We start from the raw sequence: 18511 nt of genomic DNA, 5'->3' as shown, positions 1-18511 counted from the left end.
ACTCTACATGAAAAGTGACCCTTTGAGACTTTATCTGCTAAAAGAACCATCTCTCCTGCAACACGGGTATCAGCTAATGTTGCTTCTTGATAACTGGTTACAATCTTGTTAAAGTTTATCTCCGCATCATTAGTTGAGTTCAGATTTATATCAACTTTGTTTCTTTTAAACTCCATCATCTCTATCAAGTCTAATCTTTTTTTATTTAAAACATTAGCCCCACCAGAGTCCTTAATCGAATTAACTCCTACAACTACCCCAAACACAACTACTGCTAAAACTGCTTGAATAACATTTGAACTGGTTAGAAAAAGAGAAGCTATTAAAATCGCGAAAGCTATTGATACTACTATTGTTTTTTGTAAATTATTCATCTATTTCCCTATCTTAATGTTTTGTATAGCGCTTCGGCTGCTTCAATTTCTTGTGTTGAAGGCTTTCTTCTGCATGACATGTAGCGAGTTTGGTTGCTTACTGAGTCTTTCATAGGGTAAACTGTTGCATATACCCAGTAATAACCACCATCTTTAGTCTTGTTTTTTACATAACCATCCCAAACTTTTCCGCTCTTTACAGTGTCCCACAGATCTTTAAATGCAGCCTTCGGCATATCTCTGTGTCTTACAATATTATGAGGTTTTCCAACTAATTCATCGATTGTATATCCTGCGATTTTACAAAAGTCATCATTGGCAAACAAGATAATACCTTTATCATCAGTTTGTGACACTAGAAAATCATCATTTTTTAGAACATGTTCTTGCATAATACCTCTTTACTGTTATTTATCATTGAATTATAGCAGAATGCAATGACTATTGAAAGAATCTTTGTATGGAAAATAAGCAAGATTATCATACTTACGAGCCTTAAACACAAAGTTATCACATATTTTTACCTTTTATTAACTTTAAATATCAAAATCAACTCTCAATCACTTAAACAATTTAAATGCAATTTAGGCAAAATTCGACAAAATTCAAAAACTAAGGAAAACCATTATGGATGCAACAAGCATGGAAACTGTATATAATCAAGCTATTTTATTTTTTGCTCTTTTTGGGCTAATGTTTATTATCTCTTTCTTTATCACTAAAAGAAATGCAAAGAAATTTGAAGATGAAAATTCTATAGAAGCAAGAAGAGAAGCAGCAAAAAAAGAGAAACTTGTAAATACATTTTTAAATACTTCAACTATAAAAATATTAGGAAAAGAAGCTACCCTGCAAGAACTTACGCACAAACTAAACAGAGGTGCTATAAACAAAGAAGAGTACTCTATACTTGAGCAGACTCTAAAGGCAAGTTAGAGTTTACTGATTCTTTGTAGATTCAGATATAAATTTAACTATATATGTTATATTAACATATATTAAATTTTTAATTTGGATCGAAAATGAAATATATAGTACTCACACTTTTGACATTCACACTACTTTTACTAAATGCTTCAGAAGTAGATACACCTACTAAAAAAACAGCAGATGAGTTTACTCTTATACAGCCTATAGCAGTCGAAGAAGCACCTCAAGAAGATGTCATAGAAGATATTGACGGTGATGGTGTATTGTCCGATATCGACAAATGCCAAGATACAAAAAAAGGTGTTAAAGTTGGACCAGACGGCTGTAAACTAAAAAACATCATCGTTCTGCTTAAAGGTCAAAAAGACAATTCATCTATTGTAGTTGCAACTGGGGTCGGTAATGTAGTTGTTGACAAACCAAATCAGTTTGTATCTATATCTTCAAAAGATGATTCACCAACAGAGCCAAAAAATATAAGTAAAGATGATTTAAACGCACTTTTTTCAGGTGTAATATCTGAAATACCAGAGAAACAACTATCATACACACTTTACTTCAATGGCATTAAACTCACAGATGAATCAAAAATCTCTCTACAAACTATGATAAATGAAGTATCACAAAGAGATAAGCCATATATACAGATCATAGGACATACTGACACAGCCGGTTCTTCAGAAAAAAACAAAATTTTAGGTCTAAAAAGAGCAAAAGCAGTTTATGAAATGATAAATAACTCTGATATATCTTACGCAAAAATAGATGTAGACTCTTATTCTGAATCCAATTTAGCTATTAAAACAGAAGATAAAACTGTTGAGCAACTAAATAGGAGAGTAGAAGTATTCGTACATTAAAAAAAAGAATCGTTTTTTTATATCTTCTCTTAGGTATATTTATAATTGTCAATCACTATGCCGCTTATAAGAGTGATATAACGAAAAGTTTTGACTACATAGTTTATGATATAACTACAAACTTGCTAAAGGGGCATGACTATAAAGATAGAGAGTCTAACGTAGTAGTTGTTGATATAGATGAGAAAAGCTTAAATACACTGGGTCAATGGCCATGGCCTAGAATCGTTGTAGCCAAACTCATAGATAAAATAAATAATATGAACCCCAGTACAATAGCTATTGATATTATCTTTCCTGAAAAAGACAGAACATCACCAATAGAGATCTCATCTTTTTATAAAGACTTCTTTAATATAGACACATCACTTAGTGAAATACCAACAAAACTTCAAGATAATGACATCATACTCTCAGATATTTTGAAAAAGAGTAAAAGTGTTATGAGTGTTTATCTGAGTAAAGACAACATTTCAAATAATAATTGTGAGAACATAAACTCTATGGATGCTGATTTAAATCATTTAGAGTTAGAGTACTCTCAATATCTTCTATGTAATACATCAAAACTGAAAACTTCTTCTAAGTATTATGGGTTTATAAATACTACTATTGACTCCGATGGAATACTGCGTCGAATGCCGCTTCTTAGAAACTATAAATATAATATTATCCCTACTCTGTCTCTAGCAACATTACTAAATATCGACGCTGATTTTAAAATAATTGATGATAATAACTTTGAGCTCTTAAATCATAATATTCAAACAGATAAACATACAAATGTACTCCTAAATTTTTACGATAATATTTGGTATAAGAAAATATCTGCTCTTGATGTGTTAAATGAAAAGATACCAAAAGATATGTTAACCGGAAAAATTGTTCTTATCGGTTCTTCAGCAGCTGCACTTCATGACCAAGTTGTAGTAACTGGTGGTGAAAAGACTGTTGGAGTTAAGGTACATGTTACAACTATTGATAACATTTTACATGATGAGCTTTTAGTACAACCTATATACTTTCAACAGATCAACTCCTTTATCTCTCTTTTGATAAATATTTTACTTTTTTATCTACTTGTTACAAAGCATAATAACCTTATTTTATTTTTGTTTGTAATTACATTAGTTTCTTCGGTAGTCGCGACAATGGTAAATTTTGATAGCGGTGTTTACATATCTATTGGTTATTTACTGGCACCCTTTCTTGTTCACTTTTTTGTAATTAGTGTTTTATATATAATTATTGACACTTATGAGCGACGTATATTCAGTGAAGAGTTAAATCGCTCTCATGTAGCTCTACTAGATAGTATGGTTCATGTAGCAGAGGTTCATGATATTGAAACTGGAGCGCATATTATTAGAACTAAGAAATATATAAAACTTTTAGCTGAGCATCTATATTCAAAAGGTATATACACTAAACTACTCTCACCAAATTCCATAGAGATGATGTATAGAACAGCTCCGTTACATGATTTAGGCAAGGTTGGAATTGCAGATTCTATACTAAAAAAGAAAGGTAAATTGACTTCATCAGAATATGAAGTTATGAAAACACACTCAGAACTTGGTGGGCAGATCATAAACAATGCTATACTAAGCTACAAAGAAAATGACTTTTTTGTTATGGCTAAGAATATTGCACAGTATCATCATGAAAAATGGGACGGCAGTGGTTATCCAGAGGGTCTTAAAGGAAATAATATCCCAATAGAAGCCCGTTTGATGGCTATAGCAGATGTATACGATGCTCTAGTCAGCAGACGTGTATATAAAGAGCCTTTTGCTTATACAAAAACTATTGAGATTATTATAGATGGAAGAGGAAAACATTTTGATCCTGTTCTTGTAGATGCGTTTCTTGAAATACAGGGACGATTTAGAGATATTGCTGAAACATATTCAGACAATAGTTAAATTAAATTTTTAAATGGAGTCAACATGAAATATATACTTTCAATACTATTACTACTTACAAGTCTTAATGCTTCTGAAATAGCATTCGCAAAGAGTGTAAAAGGTGATGTAACAGTTAAGAGTGGAGATAAGACTTCTAACATTAAGAGTGGAAGCACTCTTGATAGCGGAATGATTCTAATTACTAAAGAGAAGAGTTCTATAACTATCATATTTAAAGATGGCTCAAACTTGGTTCTAGGTCCTAACAGTATGATCAAACTAGAGAAGTTTCTTTTTAAACCAATAGAAAAAGAGTATGAATTTGAACTGTTTTTGGAAAAAGGTTCAGTCGCTTTTGAGTCTGGAAAGATAGGCGATCTATCACCTGAAGACTTTATTTTAAAAACTCCGGATGGAACTGTAGCCATAAGAGGTACAAAATTTGCAGTTAAAGTTCAGTAGAAGTAGTAATTAATCTATATATTTATAATCTTTAAGTATTTTTAAAAAAGCTTCTGCCATCATCTCATAACCTTTTGCGTTTGGATGTACATAGTCGCTTTTTAAGGCTCTGTTTAACTCTATATGAGTAAGGACATCATCTTCTAAAAGTACACCCTCTTCATTCGCCACCTCATCATACAATGAAAGCGTTCCAAAGCCAAAGACGTGAAAGTCAGGTATCGCCACAAGAATAACTTCAGTACCGCTTTTTTTTATGACTCTTACCATCTGAGTTAAATTTTTCTTTAGATCTTCAAGAGGCAGTTTTTGAAGTATATCATTACCACCATGACAAAGGATGACCAGATCAGGTTTTTGTTCCAAATACGTAGGTAAACGAAGAAGACCTTCTTCACTTGTCTCACCATTTATGCCGGCATTGATAACTCTTAGTCCGCTTTTTTGTTGTAAGTATGCAGGATAACTTGTGTTAGATGATGCTCCAAAACCATGAGTCAGACTATCTCCAAAGGCCAATATTACGGAGTCTTTATCCAATAAATTTTTTGACAAATTATTTCTACTCTCTTTTGTATATACTATAAATGCAACAATTACAATAACTAAAAACGCCATCAGTGTTGTTTTACTCATGGAGTTATTATAGCATGTGAATTATTTATAATAGAGAGTTTGTTTATACTATATTTTTATCATTTGCAGCGTCTGCAAAGACAAACCCATCTTTACCGCTTTTCTTAACCTTATACATAGCCTCATCTGCTCTAGATAATATACTATCTAAAGTTTCAGTATTTTCAGCCGTTGCAATACCTATACTCATACCTATCATTACTTCTTCTTTATCTTTTAAGACGATTGGTATGCTAAAACTATCTATGATGCGTTCTGAAAGAGAGGAGAGTTCATCTACATCTTCATATTCAGGGATAAAAATAACAAACTCATCTCCACCTATACGAACTGCTATTTCATTAGTTCTACTCATACTTTGAAGCCTATCACTTATAATCATAAGTACTTCATCCCCGGCTGAATGACCTAAAGTATCATTGACCTTTTTAAATCCATCAAGATCTATAAACATCAATGCCATTTTACGCTCAAACCTCTGAGCACTCTTTTGAAAGATATCAAAATTCTCAACAAGACCATTACGATTCAGCAGACCTGTTAGTTTATCTGTCACACTAAGATGCTCCAACCTAAGTTCAAGCTCTTTTCTACTATCTATATCTGTATAAAACCCTATGATTCTATCAGGATTCCATTCTTTGTCAAAAAGAACTTTTGCACGATTTAAGATCCACTTATATTCACCAGAACTTGTCATAACTCTATATTCAGTCTCATAGTACTCTGTATTGGCACTTAAATGTTCATGAAGTTTTTTCTCTGCCTCATACACATCATCCGGATGAACCAATTTTTTCAAAAAATTAAATGAACAATCAACATCATCTTTTTTGTATCCCAACATTTTAAACAGAGTAGAAGAACAGAACATAGTATCTTTTTTAATACTCCAGTCCCACAGTCCATCACGGCTACTCTCAATTGCCAAATTGAAGCGTTCTATATACTCGTGAAGTTCTTCTTCTTTTTCTCGTTGTTCTGTGATATCAACTATATATCCGATATAGTGACTTATCTCATCATTAGAGTCATAAACTATCTGAGTAGTATCATGAATCCAAGCATAAGTCCCGTCATGTCGTTTTATTCTATAGTCTTCATGCTGAAAAGAGTCTAATCTCTTTTTAGAACTTTCTTGTACTTCTTCAAAAACTCTATCTATATCATCTTCATGAATTATTTTACTGTATTTGATATGAGAATTTAAAAAAGATTCCGGTTTATAGCCTAATATATTTTCTAGACTCTCTGAAACATACTCAACAGGCCAGTCAGGACTATTTTTCCATTTAAAGACAATAATATTACCATTATTGAAAAGATTATAAGCAACCTCAATTTCTTTTGTCTTATTTTTATTCTCAGCAAATAGATCAATAAGCTCTAAGTTAACATTTACTCTTGTACTAAACTCTTCATATGTAAATGGTTTAGCAAGAAAATCATTTGCACCGTGACGTAAAAAGTTTGTGGCAATTTCCTTACTGTTTTGTGCACTTATTGCAATAATAGCAAGCCTGTCTTTACTATGTGTTTGACGTAGGAGCATTGTTAGATCCATACCATTCATACCAGGTAATTTATAATCTACCAAAACCAAAGATACATGATTTACTTTTAATATTTCTACAGCTTCTTCAGCATCGTGTGCTTCTAAAGCATTAATTTGAAGCTTTTGTAAATATCTTTTTATAACTTCCCTAGTACTCTGTGAATCATCAACTATTAAAACTGTCTCGTTACAGTTTTTTAATATTCTATTGACTGACGTAGCTATATAATTAATACTTTGAGGGTCACTTTTAGCAACATACTCAACTATAGGCTTTTTGAGTACTATTTCTTTAATCGTCTCATTTATTCCACTACTCAGAACAATAGTTGGAATTTCGTATTCCAAAGCAAGATCAATAACCTCTCCATTGTCGGCGTCCAGCAGATGTACATCTAAAACAGCTATATCAAACTTATTCTCTTGTATAAAACGTTTTGCCTGTTCATACGATTGTGCCATAAAAATATTGGCCTGTATTATTTTTGAGATCTCTTCTTTTACAACTGTACGGATAAATTTACTATCATCAACAATCAATATATTTTTCATAAATTTAAACCTTTTCTAGATATTTTAAAATATCTTTTGGAAGTGCTTTAATAGAGTTTTGCTTAACAACTGCACCAAGGTCATTCGCAACTTTCGGCATTCCGTAAACAACAGAACTGGCACTGTCTTGCCCAAAAGTCATCGCACCGCTTTTGCGCATATTTAACAAACCTTTAGCTCCATCGGATCCCATTCCTGTCAGAATAATACCAACTGCATCATTAGAGGCTGTTTTAGCTACTGAATTAAATAGTACATCAACAGAAGGACGATGACCTGAAACTTTCTCTCCGGTTCCCAGTTCAACGTAATACTGTCGGTTAGAGTATCTGAGAACCATATGAAGATCTCCCGGAGCTATCAAAGCTACCCCATCAGTTAGGATATCTCCATTTTTTGCTTCTCTTACATCTATCTCGCAAAATGTGTTTAGCCTATCGGCAAGCTGTTTAGTGAAATTTTCCGGCATATGTTGAACTATAAGTATCCCAGGTGCATTTTTTGGAAACTGTGATAAAAAGTTTTTAAGAGCTTCTACACCACCGGTAGATACTCCGATAGCTATAACTTTTTGTCTAGTTTGAGACAGTGGTTTATTAAAAGGCAGCTGAGACATAGGTGAAGAATTTGTTTTATTTGAAATATTAGCACCTGCTGCAGCCTTTACTTTTTCTAAAAGTTCTATGCTGTGTTTATCAGATGCATTTAGCATTTTCAGTGTCGGTTTTTCTATAACATCAACAGCCCCGGCTTCTAAAGACTCCAAGGTCTTACTGCCTCCAACTGTTGTCATTTTTGAGACCATAACCACAGGTGTTGGCATATACTTCATAAGTTTTTTTAAAAAAGTTATCCCATCCATTTTTGGCATCTCTATATCCAGACACACTACATCAGGCTTTAATTCTACTATCTTGTCTCTAGCTTCATAAGCGTTATTTGCAGTATATATCTCTTTTATATCTCTATCACCACTGAGGATATTTGTAATTATCTCTCTTGCTGTAGCACTGTCATCAACAACTAGAACTTTAATTCCCACTCTCTACACCTCACCTTTATGAATATATTTGAGAAGGACTTTTCCCGTATCACTACGCATCATAATCCGTCTTCCCTTATCTCCGCCAACATCACTTGCTGTTATTGGGATATGATACTCTTTTAAAATCTCTTTAGCAATTAGTATATTTTTACGCCCAACCATCATATCTTCGCTGCTAACATCTATAACATTTGCACCGCCAAATATTTTGGCCTCCATATTTTCTATCTCGCATCCGACATTTAACATACTTTCTATGAGTCTTGGTATAGATATATTACCGTATTTTGGAGTTTGCAGACCATGTTCATTCCAGAGCGGAACAAGATAATGGTTCATCCCACCTATGCACTGTATACTGTCATAAAGACATACAGCTATACATGAACCCAATATTGTGCTGATCTCTGTAGGTCTGGCACCAATATTAATCTCACCAACGTGAATAAATTTTCGTATATACATTATCTAAAACTCTACCATATCCTCTGAGTCATCAAAGATAAACTCATTAGAACCGATTCCTCTTGAGAGACTGACATCTTTCTCATCAACTTTGGCTATTTTAACTGTAAATACTGTTTTATTCTCTTGTCTTGTGTTTTGAATACTTCCATCAAGTGATTCTATAAGACCGCTTACAACACTAAGTCCAAGCCCAAGTCCAGCTGTTCTACGAGTATTTCCTGACTCATAATGGTAAAAACTGCTATAAATATCTTGCTCTTTTCCTTCTTCGATTCCCTCACCCATATCTTCAACACTTATGATGTAGTTATCCTCATCACTTGTAAAAGAAACATCTATTTTAGAGTTTGAGTAAGAGTACTCACAAGCGTTTGATACAAGGTTTAAAAGGATTATATTTACTTTTTGAGAGTCACTGATAATATCATCAGAGCCTTCACTTGTATAGTTGATATATAAAGACTTTTCTTCGATTAAAAAACTAAAATAATTTGCAACCTCGTCAAATATATCTTTTATCTTTACCATTGAGTAATCATTAGCTATCTCACCTGCTTCTATCTCAGATGCACAGAAAATATTTTTAAGACTAAAGTCCAGTTTTAACAACTCCATCTTCATTAAAGAAGAGAGCTCAGCCAACTTAGGATCATCAGATTTTTTTACCATCATATTTACAAGGTTTAAAAGAGAAGACATCGGGTTATTAAACTCATTTTTAACTAATGAAAGGAACTTACTTTTTATCTCTTGAGATTTCTTGTTCTTTTCATTTAAAACAAGCAGCTTCTTTGTCATCTCTTCCATTTCGCCAATAGAAGATTTTTTCTCATGAAACCTACGTCCAATCTCATCTAGTAACTTCTCATCTGTAATTGTAGAAATATCCATATCTGTCCCTTTATTGTAATTTATAAATCGATGGTGAGACCAATCTATAGTTTAGTTTTTTATTTTGTATAGACTCTGAGTGTCCGACAAACACCATAGAGCCTTTTTTTAGCAAGGCTGTAAACTCACTCAGTAGCTGATCTTGAGTCTGACGATCAAAGTAGATCATAACGTTTCTGCAAAAGATAACATCAAACTTGTTTTTAAACATTGCGTAATTACCTGTTACCAGATTAAAAGAGCGAAAAGTAATATACTTTTTCAATTCATCTTTAATCTTAAAAGCTTTCCCGCCTTTTTTTCCTAGCGCCGGATTAAAATACTTATACTTCATATGTTTAGGAATATTTTGAACACTCTTTTCTTCATAGATTCCGTTTTGTGCATGAATCAACATGTTTTCTGATATATCAGTTGCCAATATCTTAATATCCCACTCATAAAAATCTTTCAAATGCTCTTTTAGAAACATCAGTATACTGTATGGCTCTTCACCACTAGAACATGCCGCAGACCAGATGCGAATACGTTTATGCTCTTTATCAAACATTTTGTCTATATTTTCTAAAAAATATATCCACTGATTGTCTTCACGAAAAAAAGAAGTAACATTCGTTGTAATAGCATTTACAAGCATTATCAGCATCTGGTCACTCTTATCATCTTCTATCATCTCATAGAGTTCATTATAATTGTCCAGTTCAAACTTTATAAGCCACTTTCTAAGACGAGTTTGTACAAGCGTGCGTTTATGCTCTGAAAGATTAATACCTATCTCATGATATATAAGTTCTTGAAATTTTTCAAACACCTCATGGCTAAGCTCTTTTTCGCAAGGCATTAATTATATTCTCCATAACTGATCAACTCTTCTACATTTAGAATAAGTGCAATCTCTCCGCTGCCCATAATAGCACTGCCTGAGAACTCTTTTAGTCTTGAGAGTACAGGTCCTAAAGATTTTATAACTACCTGCTGTCTCCCTATAAGGTCATCAATCAAAATAGTATATTTTCCCTGTACACTGTCAACACAGATAAGTGTTGATTCGCAAATCTTTGGAGCTTTATCATCCAATTCAAGTATCTGATTTAATCTAACAACAGGTAGCATCTCACCTCTTAGATCAACAAACTCACCCTTATGCTTAATAGTATGCACCATATTTTTACTTGGAAAAAATGACTCCACTACAGAGAGTGTAGGAATAATAAACGTATTTCCTGAACTACTAACCAGCATCCCGTCTATGATTGCAAGAGTCAGAGGAAATATAATAGTAAATGTTGTACCTTTGCCTAGTTCTGATTTAATGTCTATTTTTCCATGAAGCTTATTTACGGATGATACTACAACATCGAGTCCCACTCCACGTCCTGAGAGATCTGTAACTCTATCTAACGTAGAAAATCCAGGTTCCATAATAAGAGCATATATTTGAGAATCACTAAGTTCATCATCCTTATTGATTAGACCATTTTCAACAGCTTTGGCAAAGATTTTATCTCTATTGATACCTCTTCCATCATCAGAGACTTCTATAGCTATAGAACCACCTCTATGATAAGCTCTAAGACAAATTTTACCAACTGCAGGTTTCCCAAGCTTTTTTCTCTCTTCAGGGCTACTTTCAAGTCCATGGTCAATGGCATTCCTGATTAAATGAATAAGGGGATTTGACAATTCGTCAACCATAGTCTTATCTATCTCTGTCTCTTGCCCGTTAAGATCAAGAGTTATCTCTTTGTTTATCTTTCTTGAAGCATCTCTTGCAACTAGTTTCATCTTCTCAAATGTATTACCGATTGGCACCATTCTAAGAGACATAACCTTACTCTGAATAAGTTTTGTTATTTTTGATAGTAAGGCCATAGTCTGAGTTACACGTTCACTCTTAATCTGCTTAATATCTTCATTCTCTTCTATAAAGTTCTGAGCGACAACAAGCTCACCTACAGATGCAAAAAGCTCATCTAATTTACTGGTGTTTACCTTTACAAAAGAACGTACTTCTCTCTTACTTGAAGTTTTGTTAACAGCTTCTTCTTTACTATCTTCAACTGAGTTAGGCATCTCTTCTTTTGATGACTTTTCAAAAATTTTACTTAAAAACTCCATAGTAAACTCATGTTCTTCTATATATTCAAAAAGTTCATGAATATCTGATGATGGGCTTCTGCTAGCAAGAATAATATCTACTTTTCCTATATTACTTTTTTGAGGATCAAAATTATCCAATTCTGGAATGTTATTCATGTCCCACCACGACTCAATTATACGTCCCTCTTCGCCAAGTAGCTTAAAGAGTTTTGCATGGTCAAACCCACGAAAGTATATGTCTTCATCCAGAGAAAATGATATATGATAAAGTTCTTCACCATCTTCAAGTTTTGAACTGTATTTTATTATCTCATCTTCACTAAATATATGATCATTTTTAGGTTTAGATGCAGCTAAATCAAGCTCTGAAAACTCTGAAGACAGATCGGCTAGTGGTTTTGAAGGTGCTTTTGAGACTGACGCTTTCACATCAGTTGTTGATATCATCTCTTTCATTGCATCTATTGTTTCATCAAAGTTGTCAGGTAAACCACCCTCACCTTTTACTTCTAGCCATAAAACATCTTTAATGATTCTAACAGCTTGCAGAAAAACATCTATATTTGTGTGAGTTACACTCTCTTCACTACTACGGTAATAATCAAGAATATCTTCAAAGCTATGAACGAACTGTCCAAGTCTGTTAAAGCCAAAGGAGTTAGCACTGCCCTTTAGAGTATGAACACCACGAAACAACTCATTTATTAGCTCTTTATCTTCAGGGCTTTCTTCAAAATCTACGATATCTATATCAAGCTTATCGATTATCTCTGTAGCTTCTTCAATAAAAATTTCGCGTATCTTATCTTTGTTCATGTTTTACCCAATGGATCAATCCGTAGTGATCAATATTTAAATCATTATCAATAACATCAATAACTATGCCAGGTTTTGTTTTTTTAACACTATGAAGTAGACCAAACAAAGAAGAAGACGTAAAAACACCAGTGTCATTATTCACTTTTATCTCTTCTATGTATTCGAGTCTAGGTAATATAAAATTTTTCAACTCTATGACATCTTTTATATCAATGCTAAGCTCGATTTCTAGTACGTCTCCATCAATAGTCATCTAAAACTCCTTGAGATCCTCTTCGTCCAATGGAAAGATATCATTTGCCTCTTTTTGGGCAAAGTTTCTTTTCTTAACCTCTCTTGGTGTTTGACTTTTGTAAACCGGTTTGTATGAAACTGATCTTGACTCAGACACTGCTTCACCAACCATTTTAGCTATAACTTTTACCATCTCATTCATAGAGATAGCCTGAGCATTTAACTCTTCAGCAGAAGCTGCAGCTTCTTCACTTGTTGCAGCATTTTGTTGAGTAACATTATCTATTTCACCCATTGCCATAGCAATTTGATTCATACCGTCGCTTTGTTCTTTTGAAGATAGTGCTATCTCTGTAATTAGTTGAGAAGTTCCTTCTACACGTTCAAGTATCTCTTCAAATGCTTGTGATGTGGTTTTAGCTATCTCTGTACCATTTTTTGTTTGAGAAATAGACTCTTCTATGATTCCGGATATCTCATTAGAAGCTTCTGAAGAGCGTTGTGCAAGACTCTTAACCTCATCAGCAACAACTGCAAAACCAAGACCGTGTTCACCCGCCCGAGCAGCTTCAACAGCGGCATTCAGAGCTAAAAGTTTTGTTTGTGCTGCGATTTCATCTATTGTTTTAATGATTTTTGAAATACGCTCACTTGAATTGTTAATATCAATCATCGCACTGATCAGTTCTTTACCTTTGTCACTTCCGTTTTGAGCAGAATCTTTTGATCTTCTTGCAAGAGAATCTGCCTCATTTAGGTTAGCACTGTTTTGTGTGTTGATAGCAGTTGACTCTTCTATAGTCGCACTAACTTCTTCAACCCCGCTAGCTTGTTCACTCGCACCTTGTGCAAGTGCAGTTGATGAATCTGTAATCTCTGTAGATGCACTTACAACTTGGTTGTTTGATTCCATAATAGACTTAACTGCTTTGCTTATTGGTTTACTTATGTAATTACCAAGACTCAAAGCGGCTAATAAGATTATTACTAAGAATACTGCTGCCATGATTAAGATGTTGTTTCTTAACTCATATACCGTAGCCAAGATCTCGCCTTCATCTATCTCTGCAATAATCGCCCAGTGAAGATTATCATAAACAAAAGGTGCATAAGAAGATAAAACTTTTTCTCCTCTATAATCAGAGATAAAATTCGTATCAGTTTTACCTGAGATCGCACCATTAGATGAAACTGTTTTTACAGAACCTCTATCAGGGTTTTTAAATGAAGCTTTAAGTGAATGAGTTTCTGAGTTTAAGTAACTGTCACTACGCATCAGATAATCTTGTCCAACTAAATAAGTCTCTCCTGTATCACCCATACCTATACGGTCATGCATAATTTTATTAATCATCTTCGGTGAGATCTGAACTATGATTACACCAAAAATATCTCCCTTTTTAAGCATAGGTATACTCATGAACATTGTCGCTTCATCATTTGAAGGAGCATAAGACTTCATGTCTACTAGATGCGGCTTACCATCTGCAACTGTTTTCCCCCATGCTTCAGCTATCTTTTCAGCTCTCAGCTCTCCGGTTTTAATATTTTGACCAAGATCAGATTTTTTAGTTGCACTATACATAACGTGACCATGTTTTGAGCAGACTAAATAAAAATCATCTAACTCATTTTTCTTTATAAAATCTTTGAAATAACCGTCAAACTCAGAGTAGATTTTTTTTACTTCTGACTTCTCTGTTATGTTGAAACTTGAAGTTGCTCCCACTTTGTACTTGTCATGAACATTTCTCAGTTTTATATACAGATCATAGATCTTTCTATCTTCGCCCATGTTTCCAAGACCAAGTTCAAGCATCTTAAAGTAAGTTGTAAGCTGCTTGCTTTTAAGGTCTCTAGCCATCTCCAGCTTGTTTTTTGCTTCTTGTGTTAAAGCTTTAGTTGATGAGATAGATGATGTTAGTGCCATAATAAAGAATGGTACTGCACCAACTAGTAAAAGTGCTGCAACCAACTGTTTTTTAATTGTAAGATTCATTATTTTACCTCTTTTTCATTAGATCTTAGTGTCTTTATATCTAGTAACTCTGTTGCTTCAAATATTTGTTGTAAGTTAAGAAGCATTACAACATCATCTTCTATTTCAGCAACTTTTTCGATAAACGATGTATCTATATTCTTTCCAAAATTTGGAGTATCAACAATATGATCATCATCAAGTAAAATCACGTCTTCTACCTGATCTACAATGAAACCGATAGAGATGCCGTCTACCTCATAGATAATAATGGCAGTATCAATATTAAACTCTTTTTCATCCATACCAAACTTCAGTCTTATATCTACGACAGGGATTATCGAGCCACGTAGATTTATAATGCCTTTAATGAATTCTGGTGTTTTAGGGATATGTGTAATATGTATGGGCGCTATTATCTCTTTGATCTTTGAGATGCTAAGTCCATACAACTCATCATCAACAAAGAAGGTCAAATACTTGTTTGCCATAGTGTGTTTTTTCATTACGGTATCTTTAATCACTGTTAAATCCCTAGAACCATCTTAATAGACTTAACCAGCTTCTCATCACTAAATGGTTTAACCATCCAACCGGTAACGCCTATCTCTTTACCTCTTGCTTTCATCTGAGCGGAGCTCTCAGTAGTAAGGATAAGTATAGGTTTTGTTCTAAAAGCTTCCATTTGCTTTATCTCTGTAACAAGTTCCAAGCCATCAAGCTGAGGCATGTTTACATCACTGATAAGCAGGTCAAAATCTTCCCTACCTTCTACTAATGCGTCTCTAAGCTCCACGGGGCTTATATATGTGACAAGCGTGATAGTACCATTTGCTACAAGTTCATCCAATGCCATTTCAGCAGTCACTAAAATTGTCCGGGAATCATCCACTAATATAATTTTCTTCGCCAAAACAAAACTCCTTATATGGCTTTATTATACCTATTTTATTTTAAATGTCCGCATATTATGAATCAAGATTCACATACTTTTTCTCTCTATTGTGATTCATTTAACGATTAAAATATATTATATAACTATATATAATTTATTTTAAATACTTGAATTACTAAAGTAATGTTATACGTCCCACTAAAAGTTATGGTTATAATATCGGTATAAATAAGGAAAGTCGTTATGAAATCACCAACAGATACTCAAGGTTTAGGTTCCACTGATTTAAGTGGAATTTACAATGAAGCTATTCTCTTTTTTACTGTCTTTGCTCTAATGGCTATCATCTCGTTTGTTATCTCTAAAAGAAATGCTAAAAAGTATGAGCTTGAGCACTCAATTGAAGATAGAAAAGATGCAAGAAGAAAAGATGACTTGATACATACACATCTAAATTCTTCAAGTATAAAAGTTATGGGTAAAAAAGCTAAAGCTGAAGAACTGTTAAAAAGATTTAATCTTGGAATAATAGATGAAGAAGAGTATAAAATACTAAAAGAGCATCTAGACTCTCTTTAGTAACTAACAGATTTTTCACTGTTATCTAAAAAAAGTCTTCTAATAAACTTCAGGTCAGAACCCTTGAATTCACTACTTGTATAAGTAAACTCGAGTTTGTCTTTTATTTTATCTATAAAAGTTATGGAGTTGTTATAGTCAGTGTGGGATAAAAAAACTATCAAAAGATCTGAACTAAGTTGTTGAACTATATCTATCTGTCTTGTATTTTCTTCCAGTATATCAAATGCTTTGGAATCACTGGAGTTGACAAGTATAACCGATAAAGGAAGTCTATAGCGAGAAGCCCTGTAAAACTCATCTTCTCCTATATTTAGAACATTCTCTATCATCAGTTCCATAATAACACCCCTCTTAGCACTCTGCTAAGACGATTATACTACATAAGAATTTATATTAACCTATTTGCTCATTTAAAAGATACACCCATGCTCTGTCTTTGGAACCATCTTTTAAAACAATATCTTTTTCTTGTCTTTTGAAAAAATGTGGCATATTTTCATAATCGTCTATCTCATCTATCTCATCTTGAGATACCTCAAAAAGAAGTCCATCAATAACGTTAACTCCTTTATGCATATCTTGCAACAGTGGAAAATCTCCGCTCATAATCTCATATGCACCGGTAAGTGTTCCAGGCTTTACTTCTTTACCTCTTGTAAATTTACTCTTTTGCAGTGTTCCGTAACTAAATATCTTTATACTCATTTTTTGCCTTTTAACTAAAATATTCTTCCCTTTAGATAATACAATAGTTATATAGCATGGATATAGCAATCACTTGTTTTAAAAGAATTCTTGTATAATGCCCTCATGTTTAAACTATTTATCTCTTTTTTATTACTATTGTCTTTGTTGGATGCTAAAGATATCATTCCTTCTTTCAAACTGCGTTCTGTCGGTTACGTAAATGACTTTGTAGTGGATGCGAACCATCTATATGCTGCAAATGATATGGGAACGGTAGATGTATTTGATCTAAAATCAAAAAAGATGGTTAACCAGATTGTCTTACCTCCGATTACTACTGCTTTGAACAAACTGATAGCTGCAAATATCATGAGCGTTGATTATCTAAATGGGAAAGTTCTCATTGTGAGCGTTGGAAAAGATTCATTTAGAAATGTATGGATATATGAGAATTATGAACTTAAAAACATTATAAATGAAGAAAAAAAACTAACTATTAAAGAGGCTCGTTTTTTAAGTGATGGGCAAATTATTTTTGGAACACTTGGCTCAGAAGTAGTCCTGCATGACAGACGTGAACAATACAATATCTACAAGACTCAAGCCTCACACAGTACACTCGGCGATATAATGCTGAGTCCCGACAAAACTGAGATAGTAATTGCAGATGAGAGTGGTGCAATTAAGCTTTTAGATGCAAAAAGTTCTGAGATAAAACAAACCTACGATTCACAAAATGTTGATAACATCTTTCATGTCGCATATAGTAACGGGGTAGTTCTTACAGCTGGTCAAGACAGACGTATGGCTGTATATCAAAATGGGCAAAAAGACTATCATATCAAAAGTGACTTTTTAGTCTACTGTGTTGGTCTGAGTCCAAGTGCAAAAATCGGTGTATATACAAGCGGCGAAGAACATCACTTGCAACTATTCAACCCAACTACAAAGATTCAAGGTGATCGTCTTGTAGGTCATGACAAACCTGTAAACCAAATAAGATTTATAAATGAAAAAGAGCTATTTAGCTCTGAAGGTCGTAGAAATATTTTTTACTGGAGATTAGACTAGTTTTTCACATATTTAGCTAAAAAACTATTAAGCTGATTTGCAAATTCATGTGCGTCTTTTTGCGAAAAAGCTTTCGGCCCTCTAGTCATCTCTCCACTCTCACGGATCTTTTCCATCAAATCTCTCATTGCAAGGTATTGTTTGATATTATCAACACTGTATAACTCTCCCCGATGATCTATTGCATGAGCATTTTTACTTATAACTCTGTCAGCTAGTGGAATGTCGGCAGTAATTACTAAATCACCATCTTGCACCAGCTCGACTATCTTGTGATCAGCTTCATCTGCTCCGGCTTCTACTATCATATAAGTAATATTGTTTGATTTACCTATGTCTATTTTTTTATTTGCAACAACAAAAGTTTTAAGCCCAAGTCTCTCTATAGAGCGAAATAGAATAGGCTTTAAAAGGTTTGGAAAAGCGTCCCCATCTACATATATATTAATCAATAACAATTTCTCT

21 protein-coding genes are annotated in these 18511 nt (G+C 33.6%); 6 read left to right on the top strand and 15 right to left on the bottom strand.

Going from position 1 to position 18511, the window contains the following annotated elements:
- Positions 1–382: 382 nt before the first annotated feature.
- Positions 383–766 carry a PAS domain-containing protein gene (locus tag ABZC13_RS03820; protein WP_373000335.1) on the bottom strand — a complete coding sequence of 128 codons (384 nt, stop codon included), beginning with the start codon at positions 764–766 and terminating at the stop codon, positions 383–385.
- A 235-nt stretch (positions 767–1001) separates the two neighbouring features.
- Here ABZC13_RS03820 and ABZC13_RS03815 point away from each other — a divergent pair, with 235 nt between their 5' ends.
- From ABZC13_RS03815 to ABZC13_RS03800, 4 genes are all read left to right on the top strand, one after another.
- A complete protein-coding gene (locus tag ABZC13_RS03815) occupies positions 1002–1310 on the top strand; it encodes a hypothetical protein (protein ID WP_373000332.1) in 309 nt (102 codons plus the stop codon).
- An 86-nt stretch (positions 1311–1396) separates the two neighbouring features.
- Positions 1397–2164, top strand: a complete 768-nt coding sequence (locus tag ABZC13_RS03810) for an OmpA family protein (protein ID WP_373000329.1) — start codon at positions 1397–1399, stop codon at positions 2162–2164.
- Positions 2152–4089 (top strand): CHASE2 domain-containing protein, encoded by a 1938-nt coding sequence (locus ABZC13_RS03805; protein WP_373000602.1) that lies wholly within the window; start codon positions 2152–2154, stop codon positions 4087–4089. The genes ABZC13_RS03810 and ABZC13_RS03805 overlap by 13 nt, the downstream gene beginning before the upstream one ends.
- Before the next feature lie 24 nt (positions 4090–4113).
- The gene (locus tag ABZC13_RS03800; RefSeq protein ID WP_373000326.1) at positions 4114–4533 is read left to right on the top strand and encodes a FecR domain-containing protein; all 420 of its coding nucleotides are present in this window, start codon (positions 4114–4116) and stop codon (positions 4531–4533) included.
- A gap of 9 nt (positions 4534–4542) precedes the next feature.
- Here ABZC13_RS03800 and ABZC13_RS03795 read toward each other — a convergent pair whose 3' ends face one another.
- From ABZC13_RS03795 to ABZC13_RS03745, 11 genes are read right to left on the bottom strand one after another with little or no spacing between them, the layout of a single operon-like run.
- Entirely contained in the window at positions 4543–5169 is a 627-nt protein-coding gene (locus tag ABZC13_RS03795) for a GDSL-type esterase/lipase family protein (RefSeq protein ID WP_373000323.1), read from the bottom strand.
- Between the two features lie 43 nt (positions 5170–5212).
- Positions 5213–7276 carry a diguanylate cyclase gene (locus ABZC13_RS03790; RefSeq protein ID WP_373000320.1) on the bottom strand — a complete coding sequence of 688 codons (2064 nt, stop codon included), beginning with the start codon at positions 7274–7276 and terminating at the stop codon, positions 5213–5215.
- A gap of 4 nt (positions 7277–7280) precedes the next feature.
- Positions 7281–8318: a chemotaxis response regulator protein-glutamate methylesterase gene (locus ABZC13_RS03785; RefSeq protein ID WP_373000317.1), complete on the bottom strand. Its 1038-nt coding sequence runs from the start codon at positions 8316–8318 to the stop codon at positions 7281–7283.
- Between the two features lie 3 nt (positions 8319–8321).
- Positions 8322–8786, bottom strand: a complete 465-nt coding sequence (locus ABZC13_RS03780) for a chemotaxis protein CheD (protein WP_373000314.1) — start codon at positions 8784–8786, stop codon at positions 8322–8324.
- 3 nt (positions 8787–8789) lie between these two features.
- Positions 8790–9680, bottom strand: coding sequence for a sensor histidine kinase (locus ABZC13_RS03775; RefSeq protein WP_373000312.1), 891 nt, complete (start codon positions 9678–9680; stop codon positions 8790–8792).
- Between the two features lie 10 nt (positions 9681–9690).
- Complete coding sequence (locus tag ABZC13_RS03770) at positions 9691–10521, bottom strand: protein-glutamate O-methyltransferase CheR (RefSeq protein WP_373000309.1); 831 nt, start codon at positions 10519–10521, stop codon at positions 9691–9693.
- Positions 10521–12596, bottom strand: a complete 2076-nt coding sequence (locus ABZC13_RS03765; RefSeq protein ID WP_373000306.1) for a chemotaxis protein CheA — start codon at positions 12594–12596, stop codon at positions 10521–10523. Before ABZC13_RS03765 ends, ABZC13_RS03770 begins: the two co-directional genes overlap by 1 nt.
- On the bottom strand, positions 12583–12852 hold the full coding sequence (locus ABZC13_RS03760) for a hypothetical protein (protein ID WP_373000303.1): 270 nt from the start codon (positions 12850–12852) through the stop codon (positions 12583–12585). The genes ABZC13_RS03765 and ABZC13_RS03760 overlap by 14 nt, the downstream gene beginning before the upstream one ends.
- Positions 12853–14832 carry a methyl-accepting chemotaxis protein gene (locus tag ABZC13_RS03755; RefSeq protein WP_373000299.1) on the bottom strand — a complete coding sequence of 660 codons (1980 nt, stop codon included), beginning with the start codon at positions 14830–14832 and terminating at the stop codon, positions 12853–12855. It lies immediately after the preceding gene.
- Positions 14832–15335 (bottom strand): chemotaxis protein CheW, encoded by a 504-nt coding sequence (locus ABZC13_RS03750; protein ID WP_373000296.1) that lies wholly within the window; start codon positions 15333–15335, stop codon positions 14832–14834. The genes ABZC13_RS03755 and ABZC13_RS03750 overlap by 1 nt, the downstream gene beginning before the upstream one ends.
- Positions 15336–15337: 2 nt before the next feature.
- A complete protein-coding gene (locus tag ABZC13_RS03745) occupies positions 15338–15724 on the bottom strand; it encodes a response regulator (RefSeq protein WP_373000292.1) in 387 nt (128 codons plus the stop codon).
- Positions 15725–15949: 225 nt separating this feature from the next.
- On the opposite strand from ABZC13_RS03745, the gene ABZC13_RS03740 reads away from it, so the two are divergent.
- On the top strand, positions 15950–16285 hold the full coding sequence (locus ABZC13_RS03740; protein ID WP_373000289.1) for a hypothetical protein: 336 nt from the start codon (positions 15950–15952) through the stop codon (positions 16283–16285).
- Here the strand turns inward: ABZC13_RS03740 and ABZC13_RS03735 are convergent.
- Together ABZC13_RS03735 and ABZC13_RS03730 are read right to left on the bottom strand one after the other, a co-directional pair.
- A complete protein-coding gene (locus tag ABZC13_RS03735; RefSeq protein WP_373000286.1) occupies positions 16282–16626 on the bottom strand; it encodes a hypothetical protein in 345 nt (114 codons plus the stop codon). The genes ABZC13_RS03740 and ABZC13_RS03735 overlap by 4 nt on opposite strands.
- Positions 16627–16681: 55 nt before the next feature.
- Complete coding sequence (locus ABZC13_RS03730; protein ID WP_373000283.1) at positions 16682–16993, bottom strand: gamma-glutamylcyclotransferase family protein; 312 nt, start codon at positions 16991–16993, stop codon at positions 16682–16684.
- A gap of 105 nt (positions 16994–17098) precedes the next feature.
- On the opposite strand from ABZC13_RS03730, the gene ABZC13_RS03725 reads away from it, so the two are divergent.
- On the top strand, positions 17099–18046 hold the full coding sequence (locus ABZC13_RS03725) for a WD40 repeat domain-containing protein (RefSeq protein WP_373000280.1): 948 nt from the start codon (positions 17099–17101) through the stop codon (positions 18044–18046).
- Here ABZC13_RS03725 and ABZC13_RS03720 read toward each other — a convergent pair.
- Complete coding sequence (locus tag ABZC13_RS03720) at positions 18043–18498, bottom strand: YaiI/YqxD family protein (protein WP_373000277.1); 456 nt, start codon at positions 18496–18498, stop codon at positions 18043–18045. The genes ABZC13_RS03725 and ABZC13_RS03720 overlap by 4 nt on opposite strands.
- Positions 18499–18511: the final 13 nt, after the last annotated feature.

The organism is Sulfurimonas sp. (genome assembly GCF_041563035.1).
Taxonomy (GTDB): domain Bacteria; phylum Campylobacterota; class Campylobacteria; order Campylobacterales; family Sulfurimonadaceae; genus Sulfurimonas.
Note: the sequence above shows the minus strand (reverse complement) of the source record. Positions and strands in the feature narration are given on the sequence as shown.

What these genes read in the sequence shown, in the direction of transcription:
- ABZC13_RS03820 (WP_373000335.1), bottom strand. Translation starts at nt 766, where the DNA reads ATGCAAGAACATGTTCTAAAAAATGATGATTTTCTAGTGTCACAAACT.
- ABZC13_RS03815 (WP_373000332.1), top strand. Translation starts at nt 1,002, where the DNA reads ATGGATGCAACAAGCATGGAAACTGTATATAATCAAGCTATTTTATTT.
- ABZC13_RS03810 (WP_373000329.1), top strand. Translation starts at nt 1,397, where the DNA reads ATGAAATATATAGTACTCACACTTTTGACATTCACACTACTTTTACTA.
- ABZC13_RS03800 (WP_373000326.1), top strand. Translation starts at nt 4,114, where the DNA reads ATGAAATATATACTTTCAATACTATTACTACTTACAAGTCTTAATGCT.
- ABZC13_RS03795 (WP_373000323.1), bottom strand. Translation starts at nt 5,169, where the DNA reads ATGAGTAAAACAACACTGATGGCGTTTTTAGTTATTGTAATTGTTGCA.
- ABZC13_RS03790 (WP_373000320.1), bottom strand. Translation starts at nt 7,276, where the DNA reads ATGAAAAATATATTGATTGTTGATGATAGTAAATTTATCCGTACAGTT.
- ABZC13_RS03780 (WP_373000314.1), bottom strand. Translation starts at nt 8,786, where the DNA reads ATGTATATACGAAAATTTATTCACGTTGGTGAGATTAATATTGGTGCC.
- ABZC13_RS03775 (WP_373000312.1), bottom strand. Translation starts at nt 9,680, where the DNA reads ATGGATATTTCTACAATTACAGATGAGAAGTTACTAGATGAGATTGGA.
- ABZC13_RS03770 (WP_373000309.1), bottom strand. Translation starts at nt 10,521, where the DNA reads ATGCCTTGCGAAAAAGAGCTTAGCCATGAGGTGTTTGAAAAATTTCAA.
- ABZC13_RS03765 (WP_373000306.1), bottom strand. Translation starts at nt 12,596, where the DNA reads ATGAACAAAGATAAGATACGCGAAATTTTTATTGAAGAAGCTACAGAG.
- ABZC13_RS03760 (WP_373000303.1), bottom strand. Translation starts at nt 12,852, where the DNA reads ATGACTATTGATGGAGACGTACTAGAAATCGAGCTTAGCATTGATATA.
- ABZC13_RS03755 (WP_373000299.1), bottom strand. Translation starts at nt 14,832, where the DNA reads ATGAATCTTACAATTAAAAAACAGTTGGTTGCAGCACTTTTACTAGTT.
- ABZC13_RS03740 (WP_373000289.1), top strand. Translation starts at nt 15,950, where the DNA reads ATGAAATCACCAACAGATACTCAAGGTTTAGGTTCCACTGATTTAAGT.
- ABZC13_RS03735 (WP_373000286.1), bottom strand. Translation starts at nt 16,626, where the DNA reads ATGGAACTGATGATAGAGAATGTTCTAAATATAGGAGAAGATGAGTTT.
- ABZC13_RS03730 (WP_373000283.1), bottom strand. Translation starts at nt 16,993, where the DNA reads ATGAGTATAAAGATATTTAGTTACGGAACACTGCAAAAGAGTAAATTT.
- ABZC13_RS03725 (WP_373000280.1), top strand. Translation starts at nt 17,099, where the DNA reads ATGTTTAAACTATTTATCTCTTTTTTATTACTATTGTCTTTGTTGGAT.